The sequence below is a fragment of the Paenibacillus azoreducens genome (assembly GCF_021654775.1).
Lineage (GTDB): Bacteria > Bacillota > Bacilli > Paenibacillales > Paenibacillaceae > Paenibacillus_AQ > Paenibacillus_AQ azoreducens.
Window position 1 is genome coordinate 2,198,981 of sequence record NZ_AP025343.1, and the last position, 16,398, is coordinate 2,215,378.

General features: G+C 49.2%; 12 protein-coding genes and 1 pseudogene. 7 read left to right on the plus strand and 6 right to left on the minus strand.

The window, feature by feature from the left end; all coding sequences use genetic code 11:
- Positions 1–2 precede the first annotated feature (2 nt).
- The 5 genes and pseudogenes from L6442_RS09365 to L6442_RS09380 all read left to right on the plus strand — a co-directional run bounded on the left by L6442_RS09365 (position 3) and on the right by L6442_RS09380 (position 4,553).
- Positions 3–266, plus strand: a complete 264-nt coding sequence (locus L6442_RS09365; RefSeq protein WP_212978678.1) for an HPr family phosphocarrier protein — start codon at positions 3–5, stop codon at positions 264–266.
- A gap of 6 nt (positions 267–272) precedes the next feature.
- Positions 273–404 (plus strand): annotated as a pseudogene (locus L6442_RS32820) (hypothetical protein); the annotation flags it as partial.
- Between the two features lie 242 nt (positions 405–646).
- Complete coding sequence (locus tag L6442_RS09370; RefSeq protein ID WP_212978677.1) at positions 647–2,578, plus strand: DUF2207 domain-containing protein; 1,932 nt, start codon at positions 647–649, stop codon at positions 2,576–2,578.
- A 129-nt stretch (positions 2,579–2,707) separates the two neighbouring features.
- Positions 2,708–3,682, plus strand: coding sequence for a diaminopimelate dehydrogenase (locus L6442_RS09375; protein ID WP_194232860.1), 975 nt, complete (start codon positions 2,708–2,710; stop codon positions 3,680–3,682).
- Between the two features lie 109 nt (positions 3,683–3,791).
- On the plus strand, positions 3,792–4,553 hold the full coding sequence (locus tag L6442_RS09380; RefSeq protein WP_194232859.1) for an AAA family ATPase: 762 nt from the start codon (positions 3,792–3,794) through the stop codon (positions 4,551–4,553).
- Positions 4,554–4,722: 169 nt separating this feature from the next.
- On the opposite strand, the gene trhO is transcribed toward L6442_RS09380, so the two are convergent.
- Complete coding sequence (trhO, locus tag L6442_RS09385) at positions 4,723–5,622, minus strand: oxygen-dependent tRNA uridine(34) hydroxylase TrhO (RefSeq protein WP_194232858.1); 900 nt, start codon at positions 5,620–5,622, stop codon at positions 4,723–4,725.
- A 1,139-nt stretch (positions 5,623–6,761) separates the two neighbouring features.
- On the opposite strand from trhO, the gene ltrA reads away from it, so the two are divergent.
- Positions 6,762–8,063, plus strand: coding sequence for a group II intron reverse transcriptase/maturase (gene ltrA, locus L6442_RS09390; RefSeq protein WP_212978676.1), 1,302 nt, complete (start codon positions 6,762–6,764; stop codon positions 8,061–8,063).
- Positions 8,064–8,368: 305 nt separating this feature from the next.
- Positions 8,369–10,417, plus strand: a complete 2,049-nt coding sequence (locus L6442_RS09395) for a methyl-accepting chemotaxis protein (RefSeq protein WP_212978675.1) — start codon at positions 8,369–8,371, stop codon at positions 10,415–10,417.
- Positions 10,418–10,581: 164 nt separating this feature from the next.
- Here the strand turns inward: L6442_RS09395 and L6442_RS09400 are convergent, their stop codons facing one another.
- The 5 genes from L6442_RS09400 to L6442_RS09420 all read right to left on the minus strand — a co-directional run bounded on the left by L6442_RS09400 (position 10,582) and on the right by L6442_RS09420 (position 16,392).
- Positions 10,582–11,427, minus strand: a complete 846-nt coding sequence (locus L6442_RS09400; RefSeq protein WP_212978674.1) for a carbohydrate ABC transporter permease — start codon at positions 11,425–11,427, stop codon at positions 10,582–10,584.
- Positions 11,428–11,454: 27 nt separating this feature from the next.
- Complete coding sequence (locus tag L6442_RS09405; protein WP_194232855.1) at positions 11,455–12,357, minus strand: carbohydrate ABC transporter permease; 903 nt, start codon at positions 12,355–12,357, stop codon at positions 11,455–11,457.
- A 120-nt stretch (positions 12,358–12,477) separates the two neighbouring features.
- Positions 12,478–13,860, minus strand: a complete 1,383-nt coding sequence (locus L6442_RS09410; RefSeq protein WP_194232854.1) for an ABC transporter substrate-binding protein — start codon at positions 13,858–13,860, stop codon at positions 12,478–12,480.
- Between the two features lie 208 nt (positions 13,861–14,068).
- Positions 14,069–15,370 carry an extracellular solute-binding protein gene (locus L6442_RS09415; protein WP_212978673.1) on the minus strand — a complete coding sequence of 434 codons (1,302 nt, stop codon included), beginning with the start codon at positions 15,368–15,370 and terminating at the stop codon, positions 14,069–14,071.
- Positions 15,371–15,408: 38 nt separating this feature from the next.
- Positions 15,409–16,392 (minus strand): substrate-binding domain-containing protein, encoded by a 984-nt coding sequence (locus L6442_RS09420; RefSeq protein ID WP_212978672.1) that lies wholly within the window; start codon positions 16,390–16,392, stop codon positions 15,409–15,411.
- Positions 16,393–16,398: the final 6 nt, after the last annotated feature.

Consider the following 16,398-nt stretch of genomic DNA (forward strand, 5'->3'; position numbering starts at 1 on the left):
CTATGGTATCCCAAACTTTTACTGTCATCCACCCGCAAGGGTTTCACGTCCGTCCAGCCAAGCTATTCGTGGAAAAGGCCAATACATTCCCGTGTAAGGTCACCTTGTTCAAGGGCGAGAAGAAAGCCAATGGAAAAAGCTCTCTTGGTCTGTTGACACTGGGAATTTCAAGGGGGGACGAAATCCGTCTGGAAGCCGACGGCGATCAGGAGGAGCAGGCCTTGCATGAGCTCGGCCACATGCTTACGAAAATTTACGAGGAATAGGAATATGTGCAAGGCTTCTGCTACACGCAGCTTACAGATGTGGAGCAGAAGATCAACGGACTGCTCACCTATGACCGTGTACCTAAAGTTCCGCTCGAGAGGATCCGCCGGATGGTGTTGAATCGGTCCGCAGATTAACCTGAAAAAACCGCGCCCCGCGCTGCCGCATTGGGATCGATGCTGTGTGCGGGGTTTTTTTGTTGCTTCCCAAAGCGAAAGAATCCCGCGTTCAATTATGAATTGGTACCATGTCCTCTTGATCCGCGGCAGGGAGTATTTGTTAGAATATAATAATAAATTGGCAAAATGCCTTTGTAAATAACATGCCTAATGTAAATGTAAAAAGAGAGCATCAGGAGAACAGGAACGGGAGTGAGCGGATGAAGAAATGGATGCTGACGCTGGCGGCTTTTGTGCTGATCATGGTGATGACCGGCTGCCGGGAGACAGGTTATTCCATGGATCGAGCGGATGTGAAGGCCCATATTATGCCTGATGGCGATTTGTACGTAGAAGAACTGTTTACTTATTCGTTTCAAGGCAGTTTTAAGGGAACGACGAGGTATGTCGCTGCGGATCATAACGATATCGAGTTTTTTGAAGCCTATGCCCCGCCGAAAGGCAAAAAGCTGGGGAAATTCTCCTATGAAAATCTCGAGCGTCTGAAAACGGAATGGGATAAGGACAATGATACGTATTACACATACAATGCGGCCAAGGATGAGGTCAAGCAGGTGTATTACCGCTACCGGATTCATCAGGCTGCCGTAAAATACAGCGACATAGGGAAGCTGGACTGGAGTTTTTTCAAAAAAAACGAACAGGACATAGCCAATGTCACCGTGGATGTGTACCTTCCTTCAAGCTACAATCCGGCCAATGTTCATGCCTTTCTGCATGACCGGACAGGCGGAAAACTGACGACAGGAGGTGAGTCGGCTGCTCATTACGAAAATCCGGAGCTGTCCCAATACGGCGATGCAGAAATAAGGATCTTTTTTCCGCAGGAGCAGATGCCGCTCATGGTCGAAAGCGATGATCAGGCATCCTACCAAAAACTGCTGGCATCCGAGCAGAAATATCAGGAGCGGATAGATGCCCGGGACGCGTTCATGCAAAAAGCGGATGGTCCAATTCAGGCGCTGATCGTTATCAGTCTTTTCGGCAGCGTGATGTACTCCCTCTCCTGGAGAAAAATAAAAGCGTGGCTCAGCCGCCGCGAAGTTACGGAGGAGGAACTGCAGCAGCTTGATCCTCTGCTCAAATCCTATATATGGCGAAAAGGAAAATTGAAGCAAAAAGATTTTGTGGCCGGGCTTATTTCCCTAAAAAGACGCGGTTTGGTTACGGTAAAGGAAGTTTCCGCATCCAAGCGTTTTTTGGAGGAACCTACGGCGCCGGATATGACGCTGCAGTTTACTTACCATGGTACTTTGGAGCAGCTTAATGAGGCGGATCGCCATTTGATCCAGTGGCTTTTCAGCAAAAGGAACAATACTTGGGTATTCCAGTTGGATTCTGTAGCCGGGCCGACATTCAAGGAAAAGGAACACCCCGAGCGGCTGACCTATTACCGCCAAGCAGCGAAAAAGCATGAGGAACGGTTCAAAGAATGGAAAAAGATCATTTCAGACATAGAGCCGTACTCGCGCGAGGTCAGGGTTAACAAGCTTTCCGGATGGCTGGTGCCGCTGATGGTCATCTTACATTACGGGTTGCTGCTTTATCTTTTTTATGCCGATGCCGCCTCCCGTCTGGAGGTTATATTAGTGGCAGTTATAGTGGGCATTTTCGGCGCTGTCGCTTGTTTGAAACATCGCTCCAAGCTTTGGATCATCCTTTATTTCGTTGCTTGTTTTGCCGCCGGAACCCAGTTGGCTTACGAGAAAGTGGCGGACAACTATTTGATTTTGGCGCTCTGCTCGATGCTGTTTGCGGTCCTTGTTCCCAGACATGTCTTGTCTGCAACGATGCTGCGGTACCGGTATGCGCTTAAGGCATGGAAGAAGAAGGTTAAAAAAGGCGATGATTTTTGGACGGGGAGCGAAACCGATGTGGAAAGGAATGCGGAGAATGCGGTTTTGATCGGCATGATTCCGGAATATATGAAAAACATGAACACCAAGAGACAGGAAGGAGCGACCGCATATGCGGCTGCGGCTCCGATTCTCTTCAGCGTCAATTTTCTATCTTCGCTGCAATATACGCAAAGTAATCTTAACTTTACGCCCCCAAGTTCTTCCACCGGTTCGGGAAGCAGCTACAGCGCCAGCGGCGGAAGCGGCGGCGGGGGAGGTACAGGGGCTTTTTAGCCCCTGTATTTTTATGCATAAAGTTTGTGTTTTACCTCACATCGGATGGCATGTATCCAAAAATCCGTTTATAATAGAGAACAGAATGAAAGCAAAGAGATACTATATTGATTGCTTTGGGAGGATTTTATGAAACAGATTAACATTGGTATTGTAGGCTACGGAAATTTGGGCAAAGGCGTGGAAAAAGCAATCCGCCAAAACCCTGATCTTCAGCTTGAAGCGATCTTTACCCGGCGGGAGCCGCAGGGCGTACAGGCAAGCGTTCCAGTTTTACATATCTCGGAAGCGGAAAAATACGTCGGTAAAATTGACGTCATGATCCTGTGCGGAGGATCGGCAACCGATTTGCCTGAACAAGGACCGGAGTTCGCCAAGCTTTTCAATACAGTTGACAGCTTCGATACGCATGCGCGCATTCCTGAGTATTTTGCGACGGTGGATGCCGCAGCTTCTGCCGCTGGACATGTCAGCGTTATCTCCACAGGTTGGGACCCGGGCCTCTTCTCGCTGAACCGCATGCTTGCGGAAGCGATTTTGCCTGAAGGCAAAGAATACACGTTCTGGGGCCGTGGCGTCAGCCAAGGTCACTCCGATGCCATCCGCCGCGTGGAAGGCGTTAAAAACGGCGTGCAGTACACGATTCCGGTGGAAGCGGCGGTGGCTAAAGTGCGTGCCGGCGAAAATCCGGAACTGACAACCCGCCAAAAGCATCTGCGCGAATGTTTTGTCGTGGCCGAAGAAGGCGCGGACCTGGCCCGGATTGAAAAAGAAATTAAAGAAATGCCGAATTACTTCTCCGACTATGATACAACGGTTAACTTTATCAGCGAAGAAGAGCTGAAAGCCAACCATTCGGCGATGCCTCACGGCGGTACCGTGCTTCGCAGCGGACGTACCGGCGAGAACAGCACGCAAATCATCGAATTCGGCCTGAAGCTCGACAGTAATCCGGAGTTTACGGCCAGCGTGCTGGTCGCTTATGCGCGTGCGGCGGCAAAGCTGTCCGCTCAAGGAGACAAAGGCGCCAAAACGGTATTCGATATTCCGTTCGGCCTGCTGTCGCCTAAATCGGCAGAGCAGCTGCGCAAGGAATTGCTGTAACTTATAAGCGAACCGGTTGCATAAAGGCATCATTCCATCCATAATGGGTTGGAATGATGCCTTTTTCCATTTCATTTGGAAGAACGGACCGAAAGGAGCGGAAATCCTCATGTTAGACCCGCGCTCATTATATCTGCGGAGCATGATGCTGAAGAGGGAAGAGGTGCCTTCGTTTCGGAGATATCCTTTTAATTTGCCTGCGGTTCACGATTTTGCCAGCCTGTCATTTCGCCAGCCGGTGACCTTTATTGTGGGGGAAAACGGTTCGGGAAAGTCGACGCTGCTCGAAGCGATGGCCATCGCCTGGGGTTTTAATCCCGAGGGAGGAACGGTCAACTTCGCTTTTGAAACTCAGGCCTCCCATTCGGAACTGCATCAATATCTGCGCTTGGCCAGGGGGACGACAAGGCCGAAGGATGGCTTCTTCTTCCGGGCGGAAAGCTATTATAACGTAGCAACGAATATTGACCGGTTGGATGCCGAGGAGAGCTTCGGCCCTCCCATCAGGGATTCGTATGGCGGCAAATCGCTTCACGAGCAGTCTCATGGCGAAAGTTTTTTTGCCGCTTTCATGCATCGGTTCGGAGGCAGGGGGCTGTATCTGATGGACGAACCGGAAGCCGCCTTGTCTCCGCTGAAGCAGCTGTCTATGCTGTCCCGCATACATCAGCTGGTCGCCAAGCGGTCGCAATTCGTGATCGCAACGCATTCGCCGATTCTGATGTCCTATCCGCATGCTGAAATATGGCTGCTGGATGAAAAGGGCATGCGCCAGGTAGAGCTGGAGGAAACAGAGCATTATATCATCACACGGAAAATGATGAATAACCGCGAGCAGATGCTGGATATTTTGCTGGAAGAAGAGTATTGACAGCCTGGCTTGCCATGGCCTAGGGAATTAAACGCGATTGAAGCGAATTTTTAGAGCGTGTTTAAATATCATATTGTTGTCTACTATATTTCTACAAAAAAAGCGGCTGTTCACCGGTTCAAGAGAGAACCAAGCGAACAGCCGCTTTTTAAAGCTTAAGCTTGTGAATTTACGCTTTTACGCCGAGCACGGCTTCCCTGCACTCGTCGGAGCAGAAGGATTGGTGCTCTTCTTCGCAGTCCGTGCAGCAAACATGTTGTTTGTTGCACACCGGATTCGCGCAGTTGATGTAGCGGTCTTCCGTTTTGCCGCAGTGATGGCATTTGGCAATAACCACGTCTTCATCGGTACGGTTGATCGGCACCGAAATGCGTTCGTCGAAGACGTAACATTTTCCATCCCACAGGCGACCTTTTACTTCAGGGTCCTTGCCGTAGGTGACGATGCCGCCTTCAAGCTGGTTAACATCTTGGAAGCCCTCATGGATAAGGAATCCGGTCAGCTTCTCGCAGCGAATGCCGCCCGTGCAGTAGGTTAATACTTTTTTGTCCTTGTACTCGCTAAGGTTGTTGCGGATCCACTCGGGAAACTCGCGGAAAGATTCGACCTCGGGACGGATGGCGCCTCTGAAATGACCGATGTCGTATTCATAGTCATTGCGGCCGTCGATGACGACGACGTCATCTCTCTCCAGCAAATCATGCCATTCCTTCGGTGAAAGTCTTTTTCCGCCGATTACGTTCGGGTCAAGCGGTTTTTCGTAACGGAACGTTACGAGTTCCTTTTTATGGCGCACGAAAATTTTCTTGAACGCATGGCCGTCGGCTTCGTCGATTTTAAAGAAGACGTCGGAGAACAGAGGATTGGCTTTCAGGTCATTCATATATTTTTCGGTTTGTTCCACTGTTCCGGACAATGTGCCGTTAATCCCTTCAGACGCGATCAAAATGCGTCCTTTGACGCCAAGATCCTTGCAGTATTGCAGATGTTCCGCGGTAAACTGCTCCGGATCAGGGATATTCACGAACTTATAATATAGCAAAATGCGGTAATCTTTTGATGCTGTCATGATTATTCACCTATCTTGTTTTGTAAATTTATCTTAAGAATTGAGAATTTTAAGTTTCCGGCGAGACCAAGACATCCCATAAGCGTAAAATAACCCCACAAAAGAGTATCGGAAAGAAGTCCGACGCCTCTCAAAGAGGGGCGCTTTTGCGGAGCAAAAGTACTGAGTGGAGCCTATGCTTCGATGCTTATTCCAAAAGGCGGTCTATCTTCTGAACTCACGCCAATAGACGTTTTTCTAATCTATTGTAGATGATCGGAGTAGCGATAGTCAACTTCAAAAGTGTGGAACTCATCCCATAAGCGGCTGTAAAACGCTGGTATAGCCATTATTTCCAGCTTGCTCGCGGGAAGAGAATAAATTCGAGAAAATGAAGAAGATAATCGATAGAGCTTGCCTAAAAAGACCGATATAGTAAGGTTGTACTTGAGAAAAACTACCACTAAATGCGGTCTGTCTTCTATGAAAGTACGTCGATAGGCGTTTTTCTTAAGATATCAGAAAGTATAAACATTCGGGGAAGCGCATCCTGATATCGCAAGAAAAACTACCGCTAAATGCGGTCTGTCTTCTATGAAAGTACGTCGATAGACGTTTTTCTTAACATAGCGCGCCTAGCCAAGCTAGGCACAACTCATTGATGAAAGTTCAATCGAGGTAAGAGCCAAGTCGCCTCGTAGCTGACAGGCAACTGGTGGAGAGATCCTAAGGTTGAAGCCCTGTGACAAAGTAACTCCGAGAGGAGTGCGAGCAAAACAGCAGGCCGTAACATGAAGTGAATCCTGCCGCGTCGTCAAAAAGACCTGAAAAGGACAAGAGGGAGTCGAGCCTCGTATGTTTGGGCGAAGACCATGGAACGCGTGAAGCCCTTGGAAGTGCAGCGCGGAAGAACTCTCCGGCGTAAGGGGATCGGCATGCTGGGAAAGTTGTGCTTGGAACTAGGGAGACCCTAACCCGCACGAGATTTTTTTTCGTAAGGAGCGGACCTATAAGCCCGAAAGGTGAAGTGGCGAGCTGCGGGAAGGGAGTCGGAGGGGGCCGTAGTACCTGTGAAGTGAGGACAACAAAACCTCATGGAGGGAAGGGCGCTGAAAGGCAATACCCTACTTTGTTCAAGTAAGTTGAGGAGGTACGAGTGAGTGAATGCAGTCAAACCTGCTAACTACGCCAAAGCCAAAGCTCAAGAACTTCAAGACAAGCTATATCTTGCCGCCAAGGAAAATCCTAAGCGAAGGTTTCATGCACTCTACGACAAGATTTATCGGGAAGATATTCTTTGGGAAGCATGGAGACGAGTCAAAAGCAATAAGGGCAGTGGAGGTATCGATGGAATAACGATTGATCACATCGTGAAGGTATACGGGGCGGAGCGGTTCGTGGAAGAAATCCGTGAAAAACTGATTTCGGGAACGTATCATCCACTACCGGCCAGACGCAAAGAGATAGCCAAGTCGGACGGAAAACTTCGCCCGCTTGGAATTCCTTCTATAATCGATCGCGTTGTGCAAATGGCAACCAAAATCGTAACTGAGCCGATCTTCGAAGCGGATTTCAAGGATTGCTCCTATGGATTCCGACCCAAACGAAGCCAACATGGTGCCATTCGCCATATCCGACGAGAGGTCAGAAAAGGCGTATATTGGGTAGTAGATGTTGATATTAAAGGCTACTTTGACAACATTCAACATGAAAAGCTGATGAAGCTTGTGGAGCAAAGAATAAGCGACAGAAGAATACTCAAGCTGATGTGGAAATGGCTGAAGGCAGGATTCGTAAAAGATGATCAGTTCTACGAAACCGACCTCGGAAGCCCTCAAGGCTCAGTCATAAGTCCGTTACTTTCAAATATCTACCTGAACTACCTCGACACGATCTGGGAAAACAAATTCACTGAACTTGGCGCCATCGTTCGATACGCGGACGATCTAGTCATCCTGTGCAAAACCAAAGAGCAAGCGATGAAATCGATAGATGTACTGAAAGCTGTATTTAGCAAACTTGAGATACAGATCAATACATCCAAATCCAAGCTCATCAACCTATGGGACGATAAGAGGGGATTCGACTTTCTGGGCATGCATCACCGAAAAATTCCAAAGCAGGTGAAGGGTGTGGATCGCTATATGTTGCGAAGTTACCCCTCGAAGAAAGCCATGAAGAATATGAAGGAAAAGGTAAAGGAAGTCACTGAGCCGCGTAATCGACTATTCTGGACAATGAACAGAATGGTCGAAGAACTCAACCCGAAGATTCAAGGGTGGAGAAATTACTACGCGATAGATTCTTTTGCTGATCTATTTCTGAATAAAATCGACTGGTACATTCGGAAAAGGTTGACCTTGTTTTGGAACAAGAAACGTAATCGTCATAAGAAGCACAGTAAATCCAGAGTCGCGAGCATTGTTGCGCAGCATTCGGGATTAAAGAAACTTGTAGGATAGGAAAGTATCGCAAAGCGGAAGAAAGAAGAACATCGGAAAGCCGGATGACGGAAAACGTCACGTCCGGTTTGATGCAGGGGGAGCTGGAAAAGTAAAGAAGAGGGCTTTCACCCTCCAATGAAATTTCAGTTCTCTACTCTACAACTTCCCGGGTCCCCGCAAAGTAATCGGAATAAAAGGCTACACGTCACTCAGTACTTTTGCTTCGCAAAAGCGCCCCTCTGTGAGAGGCGTCGGACTTCTTTCCGATACGCTTTGTGGGGGTATTTTAAAAAGCTGTACGGTCAATTTAGGGGGACTTGCCGATGCGAGAATTTTCATTTGGGGGAATGTTCCGCCGGAACCCGCTGCGGTCCATCGGAACGAGAATTGCGCTGATTATGGTTTTGGCCATCCTGACTTTTGTAGCGATCACCGGCGGGGTGTCCTATCAAATCTCCAAAAGAGCGCTGGAGAGGGAAGTAACCGGCGCGTATCTGGAGACCGCGTTTCAAACCAGCCGCAAGCTTGATTTTTTATTCCAGTCCTTTGAGCGGATTTTGCTGCAGATGATGGTAGACAAAACGATGCAGCATACGATCCTGGAAATGTTTGAACGGAAGAATGATCCGGCGGAATATACGCAGCTTGCCGATTCACTTGATACGATTTTGCAATCCTATATGTTTTCGAGCGCGTACATCACCTCCATTGAGGTGCTGCAAACCGACGGCACGGTCATTCCGACGCGTTCGGGGCTCTTGGCGAGTGCAAATTACGGAACGAAAAGCTGGTTCAACAACATTATCGGAAATAGCGGCAAGTCCGTTTGGATTGATCATAATTTGGTTGGCAATCGGAATACGAACCCGACCGTTACGGTCGGAAGAGTGATTTCCGGAGAAGGTTCATCCCAAGGATACTGCGTGATTCTGATAGATATCGATCTGGCGGCCATCAAGGAACAGGTGGAGCATGTATATATGGGGGACGGCGGCAGCATCCAGGTGATCAGTCCCGAAAATCAGGTGATTTACAGTAAAGCTGCTTCGCAAATCGGCCGAACATCAAGCATTTCTTTGCCTCCGGAAGGCATGAGCATGCCCAAGTATGCATCACTCGGTTCGGATCAATCGGAGCAAATTGTGATGGCCAAATCGGAAATAAACGGCTGGTTCACCATCGGCGTGATTCCTGTCAGCGAAATGCTGAAGGACGCGAAGAAGATTTTCCAGGCGACATTATGGGTTCTCTGCTGCGCTTTCGCGCTTGCTGTTCTGATAGGCTGGCTTGCAGCCCGTATGATCGGGAGACCGCTTGGGCGTTTGCGCGAGCTGATGAAGCAGGGGGCGGGCGGCAATTTGATGGTGAGAACAAATGCTACTTCCAGTGATGAAATCGGCCAGGTTGGCCGGAGCTTTGATGAAATGATGCATCATTTAACCGAACTTGTGCATCAGACGGGGACATCCGCTGCAGATATGCTTGAGATGGCCGGCGAGCTTTCAGGCGTCTCCAAGGGTACCGAAGAAACAGCCAAAGAAATTGCCTCCGCTACTTCAGATATTGCCAAAGGCGGGGAAGAACTTGCATGTGCCGCCGAACAGGGCAAAGAGCTGGCGCAAAAATCAAAAGAGCAGACGGAGAGGCTTGTTGGGACCAGCGCGGTCATGCAAAAGCTTGCGGAAGATGTCAATAGAACCAGCCGCATGGGGACGGAATATATGCTTGAGCTCATGCAAAAGACCGGGAACATGGAGGAACGGATTGGCTCCATCACCGCCAAGATAGCAAAACTGCAGGAAAGCACGGAGTCGATTTCGAAGGTGGTTGAAATTTTGACCGGGCTGATGAAGCAGACGAATATACTGGCATTTAACGCTACGATCGAGGCGGCGAGAGCTAGTGGCAGCGGCAAAGGATTTAAGGTGGTGGCCGACGAAATCCGTGTTTTGTCGGAGCAAGCCAAGGAGTCGGTGGAGTCGGTTGGGCAAATCACGGACGCAGTCCGAAAAGATATTGAAGAAACCGCTCTCGTTTTGCAGGAGTCAAACCCGATTTTCATGCAGCAAATTTCATCCGTAAAAAAAGCAGACACGCTTTTCGCTCAGGTAGGCTGGCAAATGGATGAGTTAATGAAACATCTGGTGCTGGTCAACGGTTCCATTCTCGAGCTGAAGCAGTCTCAGCTGCTGCTGACGGACGCGATGGCGGCCGTAAGTACCGTGTCGGATCAATCGCTGGCTGTCTCCGAGGAAGTCGCTTCGCTCAGCAGCGAGCAGCTTGGCATCAGCTCGGGTCTGGTACAGCTGTCCAGAAAACTTCAAGTGTTATCAGGCGCATTAAAAGACTCCCTTTCCCGGTTTAAAACCTGAGCCGGGTGGAAGTCTTTTTTTGCAGTATAGAATTTATAAGTTTTTTTGGGGGTCCCCGCAAAGTATTTGGAATAAGCATCGAAGCATAGGCTCCACTTTGTGGGGTTATTTTATGACAAAAATCGCGATATAGAGGGAAATGACCGAGCTGATGATGTTTTAGCTTATTTAATGGCTCCTGCCGTAATTCCGTTTGCAATTTGCCGCTGGAAGAACATATAGACGACCAGTACTGGAACCATGGTAATTAACAACCCTGCGAAAAGCGGACCCCATTCGGTGCGGTATTGCATTTGCGCCTGCATCATGGCGATCCCGACAGGCAGCGTATAGTGGTCCGGATCATTGACCAGAATCGTGCCGATGATATATTCGTTCCAAATGTTCAGGACGTTGACGATGCCGACCGTAATCAGACCAGGCTGGGACAAAGGCAGCATCACCCTGAAAAAGATGCCGAAATACGAGGCGCCGTCGATCGCAGCTGCTTCTTCAAGCTCTTTGGGCAGGCTTTTGAAAAAGCCGACTAGGACGAAAATGCCGAAAGCGATCAGCGTAGAGGCATACACCAGAATCAGACCCAGTGACGAGTTCGTCAGATTCATGGAGTTCAGCAGGAAAAACAGCGGAATCAGCGCCAGGCTAAAGGGAATCATCATGGACGCGATATAGATGAGATAAAGCACGTTGCTGCCTTTAAACGGATATCTTGCGAGCACGTACGCCGTCGAAGCGGCCAAAAACAATCCCAGCAGCGTCGAGCCGACCGTAACTACAACGGAATTCATAAAATATTTATCGAAGCTGAATTCGCTCCATACATAAGAAAAGTTGCTCCACAGCAGTGGAAGATCCGGAAGGGACCAAGGCATTTTACGGAAAAACTGATCATTGTTTTTGAGTGCATCAAGCAGTGTCCACAGGAGCGGATAAAGCACGGACAACCCCCAGATGATCAGTATGGCGTAGAATATGATTTTGAAAAATGGATTTAAACCGCCTGATTTCATCGTTTATTCCTCCCGTGCTATTTTAAATCAACTGATCTCAACCGTTTCCTGACGCATTAACCGCTGCAGAATGAGGGTCGTAATCAGCGAAGCGACCAAAATCAGGACGCCGATGGCCGCACCGTAACCGAAATGGTATTGGGTGAAAGCCATTTGGTACAAGTAGGAGCCCATAACCTGGGTCGAGTTGTCGGGTCCGCCGTTCGTCATGATCATGACGATGACAAAGGAGCCGTTGAGCGTCGTCATCATGATGTTCAGGATCGACACCTTCATTTGCTCCCATATGAGCGGCAGCGTGATATGTTTAAACTGTGCCCATTGGCCTGCGCCCTCAAGGCTGGATGCCTCGTAATACGAATCCGGAATGCCCTGGATAGCCGCGATGAGAAGGATCATGTAAAAGCCGATGCCCGCCCAAATCGCCGGAGGCAGGAGCATCCAAATCGTATGGCTTGTAAAGCCGAGCCAGGTGATATCCACCTTGTCCTTCGTAAATAGCGACAGAAAGGAGTTCAAAAAGCCGATTTGCGGATTATAGATGAAATTCCATAGCACGCCAATGACGACAACGGAAATAACATTCGGAATAAAAAAGATGGAGCGGAAGAAATTCGATAACTTGAAACCGAATCGGGTTAATGCGACCGCAAAAAAGGTAGCTATAATCATAATGCCGATAATTTTGCCGGCGACCAGAAAATAGTCGTTGCCTATGGCGTTCCAAATAATCGGATCGTGGAACATTTCCTTGAAATTGTCGAAACCGATAAACGTTTTATTGTCCGAAGAGCCTGACCAGTCAAACAGGGAATAATACATCGCCTGAATCACGGGATAAATCGTGAACAGGCAGAAAAACAGAAATGTGGGAAGTATGAAGGTTGCGATAAACAGGTTGCGCTGCCACTTGGCTGTACCCAATTTCATCCGGTTAAACCTGCCTTTCCAAAAATAAATTTAAGAGGTACCGACCTTTTTGAACACGAAATTTAAGGAGGATGACCGAAGAGTAAATCCTCGTCATCCTCCGTCCCGATTCACCAGCAGTTATTTTTTTGCCGAAGCTTTTTTGGCTACTTCTACTACGCGTTCAACCCATTGTTCAGGGGTGATTTTGTTGATCGTCAGAGCGTCCGTTGCATCCTGCATGGCCTTGTCTACGTCGGCGTTAAACGTAATGGCAGGCACGACGACCGTATTCGAATCCGTCAGGTATTTGGCGGCGTCTTTAACATGGCTAGGCGCATTGGACGCGCTGATGTCGCCTTTGATGTTGGAAGGAGCGCCGCTAAGCTCTGCCCACTGGGAAGCTTGAGCTTTGGAGAAGACGAACTCCAGGAAGGCTTTGGCGGCTTCTTTGTTCTTTGCATTCTTCGCGATGGCTACGTTCGCTGTGGATGTGTTCGCAACGACTTTTCCGCCGGCATCCTGCGTAACCGAAGGGATGAAGCCGAAGGAGAATCCGCCCGGAACGTCTTTGGCCATTTCGTTTGGCAGCCAGAGGCCGTTCGGAATGAAAGCATCCTTATGCTGCAGGAAAAGCATTTGAGAGTCTGTATGGTTAATTTGAATGGAGGCTTTGTCAATGAATCCTTTATCGCGCAGCTCCACGATTTTCTTCAGGGCGGTCAATACAGCCGGTTTTTGGAAAGCCTCGACTTTGGAAGCCGCCATGTCCTGAAGGATCGATATATCGTTGTTATTTGCGGAAACGATTGCCGGATAGAGGACAGAACCATTGATGTAATAAGGATATTTGCCTGTGTGGATAAATGGCGTTACGCCTGCTGCTTTAATTTTGTCGCTCACAGCCAGGAAGGACTGCCAGTCTTTCGGCTCTTCCCAGCCTTTTTCTTGGAAGAAGGCTTTATCCCAGAATATGCCCCAAGAGTTCAGAACGAGCGGAATATCATAAACCTTGCCGTCGAATTGTTGTGGGGGCTGAGCCAGAATATCGGTAATTTTATCGCCGTCGATATTTTTGGCATCCTTCAGCCAATCGGTCAGATCTTCGAGCTGCCCGTCTTCGACCATTTGCCGGTCGTTCAGATTCGGTCCGTCGATGTAGACGAAATCAGGCGGATTGCCTCCGACCCAGCGCGGTTTCATTTGATCATTGATTTTCGGGCCGCCGCTTTCTTTAATTTTCAAATCCGGGTTGGCAGCCTGGAAGTCGGCGATGACCTTCTTCCACCATTTATCGCCGTATCCGCCGACGAAGTATTGAATTTCGAAATCGCCCGTCAGTTTTTTGGCTCCGCTGTCGGTTCCCGATTTGTTTCCTTCATCCTTGTTCGTTGCCGCCGGTTCTTCTTTTTTTGGGGGCTCGGGTTGTTTCGCTTCTTCTTTGGAACTGCCGCAGCCTGCAAGCGGAGCGACGGTCAGCAAAGCCGCGATGCCGAGTGCGGCCAATCTTGTTTTTGACATCATAAAAGCTAACCCTCCTTCGATTATGTTCAACGCCATATTTGTCTATCGCCATTAATTTACAGCGCCTACATTCATCATAGAGAGATAGGACTTACAGCTCCATCGAAATTCTTCCATGAATTCTTTGTTATTTTCTTTTCTCGAAAAATTGAGGAATAAAGGGATATTTACGTTTGGACTGCGGCAGCTTTTCCATGGTTCGTCTGTCTTATTGCTTATGAAGCAAGAGAAGCCGCTTCTGCTCTGTTTCCGCAAATTGCTGCAGATCATCGAGCGCCTGCTTTGGCGACAAACGGTCATGAAGCACGGCCTCCCCCAATTTCCGGGCGGTATCCATGACGGCCTGCCATTCGGGCTGCCCGATCGGATAAAAGCTTGCTGTCCGCAGCGCGGCCAAATCGGCTTTCATATCCTCATTGGCGGAACCGAGCCGCTCTCCGGTTAGCTTGGTTACGGGCAGGAATCCCTCCTCCTGGATGATTTGCTCGTAGACCGGGCTGGAGTACAGATAATCCAGAAATTTGGACAACGCCTGCTTGTTCGTATGGTCGGTTTTGAAAGAGACGAGCAAATCCTGCACTCCGAAATTAATAGGCTTGACGCCGTCCTTGACGGGAATCGGCCCCTTATCGAATTCGAGCCCGGGAAATTCGCGCGGGACGACCTTGGCGAAATAGTTGCCCGAGATCATCATTCCAAGCTTGCCGTCCCCAAGCACGCGCTGCTTCTCGTCCCGCGTCGTTACGGATGGGTCGGAATCGGTCAAACCTTCCATATACATCTCCTTCAAAAAGGTCAGGCCTTCCACATTTTCGGGCGAGTTGATAGTCCATTTTCCGTCCTTGATCCAGCCGCCGCCTGCCCCGATGAAAAAATAAGAAAGATAGGCCTGGATTTCATTGTCGGTCAGATCGACGCCAAAGCCGCGGGCTTTCCCGGTATTTTTGATTTTGCGCGCATCTTCTTTTAGCTCAGACCATGTTTGGGGAGGGGAGGCGATCCCCGCATCACGGAACAGCTCTTTGTTGTAATACAGCTTTCGTACCGAAGACACGAATGGAATGCCGTATTGCTTTCCTTTCCAATTGCTTCGCTTTAGCAGGTCCGGATAAAATTGGGCCTTCAGTTCCGGCGAGATGATCTCGTCCATGTCATTGAGCAGTCCGTTGTTGGCAAAATGCGTATACACGTTGGTGTTGAGAAGATCCGGCGGCTGGTTTTTGCTGATCATGGTGGTGTAAATGATATCGAGAATATCCCAGTTGGCCACTTGAAGGTTAATGACGATATCGGGATTTTTCAGCATAAAGTCCTGAACCAGACTTTCAAGCAGCGGTCTCGTTTGCGAGCTGTACTCCGAGGCGACAAAGTTGATCACCGCCGGCGCTTCCTCTTTCGGCTGCGGCGTTTTCCTGGTTTGTGCCGAACTCGAGCAGGACAGGAGCAGCGGCGTTATGAGCAGTAAAGACAAAAATAATTTTGCGAGTCCGGACAGCAGGCGGGGGTTCATCTGGCTCTCACACCTTTCGTATCAGGTCCTAACAACCATTATTTATCGATAAACGGGAATAACAGTTTCTGGTTTTCCTGGGAATACATATTTTCTTTGGTGACGACGATGGAATTGGTATAGGTGACAGGTTTTACCTTTTTCCCTTCCAGCAAATCCAGCGCTGTCTGCACGCCCAAATACCCGATGTTGAAAGGCTGCTGCACGACGGTCGCGTTCAGCGTTTCTTCTTCCAATAGACGGATTTCGTTGTTGGAGGTGTCGAAGCCGATCAGCTTGATCTGCCCGCTTTTATTGGCGTCTTTAATGGCTTGGGCCGCTCCCAGTGCCGCCGACTCGCTCAGCGCGATGATGGCGTTCAAGTCGCTATGATCCCTCATGATCGTTTTGGCGATCAGGTAGGCGCGCTCTTCGGAATCCGAGCAAAAATAAGTGCCGTACACGCTGTCCGAATATGGGAGGAGGGCTTCACGGACGCCCTTTTCCCTCTCCGTGGATACGCCTGACGTGACAAAATCGCTGATAATGACCGATTTGGGTTTGTTCCCCGTCTGCGCAAGCGTAACCTTGCCTGCTTGAACCCCTGCGGCGGTATGGTCATTGGAGACAAACGTCGGCGGAGTTTCCAGATTAACCGGCGTATCGATAATGACCAGGGGGATGCGGGCCTCCTGTATTTTTTTCAGCTCCGCGATAACGCGGTCATCGTTGATCGGAGCTATGACGACCGCTTGCTGTTTTTGATCAAGCACCTCTTCCAGCAGCTGGACTTGTGTATCGATATCGGTCTCCTGCAGCGGGCCGCTGATGGCGATCCCCGCACCGGCTTCCTTTGCGGCTGCCTGGGCCCCGGCACTGACCGTTTGCCAAAAATCCGAACGGATATTATGTTCCTTCAGGATGACGGTAATGCTGCGCTCCTGTTCCGGAGTGGGAATGAACAGCTTAAAGTACAAAATGATATAAACGACCGATGCAATAAAAATGATGGTCATGAGCAGAGTGGCACGTTGTATTCGCATGGGCTG

Bases quoted from the DNA above. Each gene is read 5' to 3' on its own strand.
- L6442_RS09365 (WP_212978678.1), top strand. From the start codon at position 3: ATGGTATCCCAAACTTTTACTGTCATCCACCCGCAAGGGTTTCACGTC.
- L6442_RS09370 (WP_212978677.1), top strand. From the start codon at position 647: ATGAAGAAATGGATGCTGACGCTGGCGGCTTTTGTGCTGATCATGGTG.
- L6442_RS09375 (WP_194232860.1), top strand. From the start codon at position 2,708: ATGAAACAGATTAACATTGGTATTGTAGGCTACGGAAATTTGGGCAAA.
- L6442_RS09380 (WP_194232859.1), top strand. From the start codon at position 3,792: ATGTTAGACCCGCGCTCATTATATCTGCGGAGCATGATGCTGAAGAGG.
- trhO (WP_194232858.1), bottom strand. From the start codon at position 5,622: ATGACAGCATCAAAAGATTACCGCATTTTGCTATATTATAAGTTCGTG.
- L6442_RS09395 (WP_212978675.1), top strand. From the start codon at position 8,369: ATGCGAGAATTTTCATTTGGGGGAATGTTCCGCCGGAACCCGCTGCGG.
- L6442_RS09400 (WP_212978674.1), bottom strand. From the start codon at position 11,427: ATGAAATCAGGCGGTTTAAATCCATTTTTCAAAATCATATTCTACGCC.
- L6442_RS09405 (WP_194232855.1), bottom strand. From the start codon at position 12,357: ATGAAATTGGGTACAGCCAAGTGGCAGCGCAACCTGTTTATCGCAACC.
- L6442_RS09410 (WP_194232854.1), bottom strand. From the start codon at position 13,860: ATGATGTCAAAAACAAGATTGGCCGCACTCGGCATCGCGGCTTTGCTG.
- L6442_RS09415 (WP_212978673.1), bottom strand. From the start codon at position 15,370: ATGAACCCCCGCCTGCTGTCCGGACTCGCAAAATTATTTTTGTCTTTA.
- L6442_RS09420 (WP_212978672.1), bottom strand. From the start codon at position 16,392: ATGCGAATACAACGTGCCACTCTGCTCATGACCATCATTTTTATTGCA.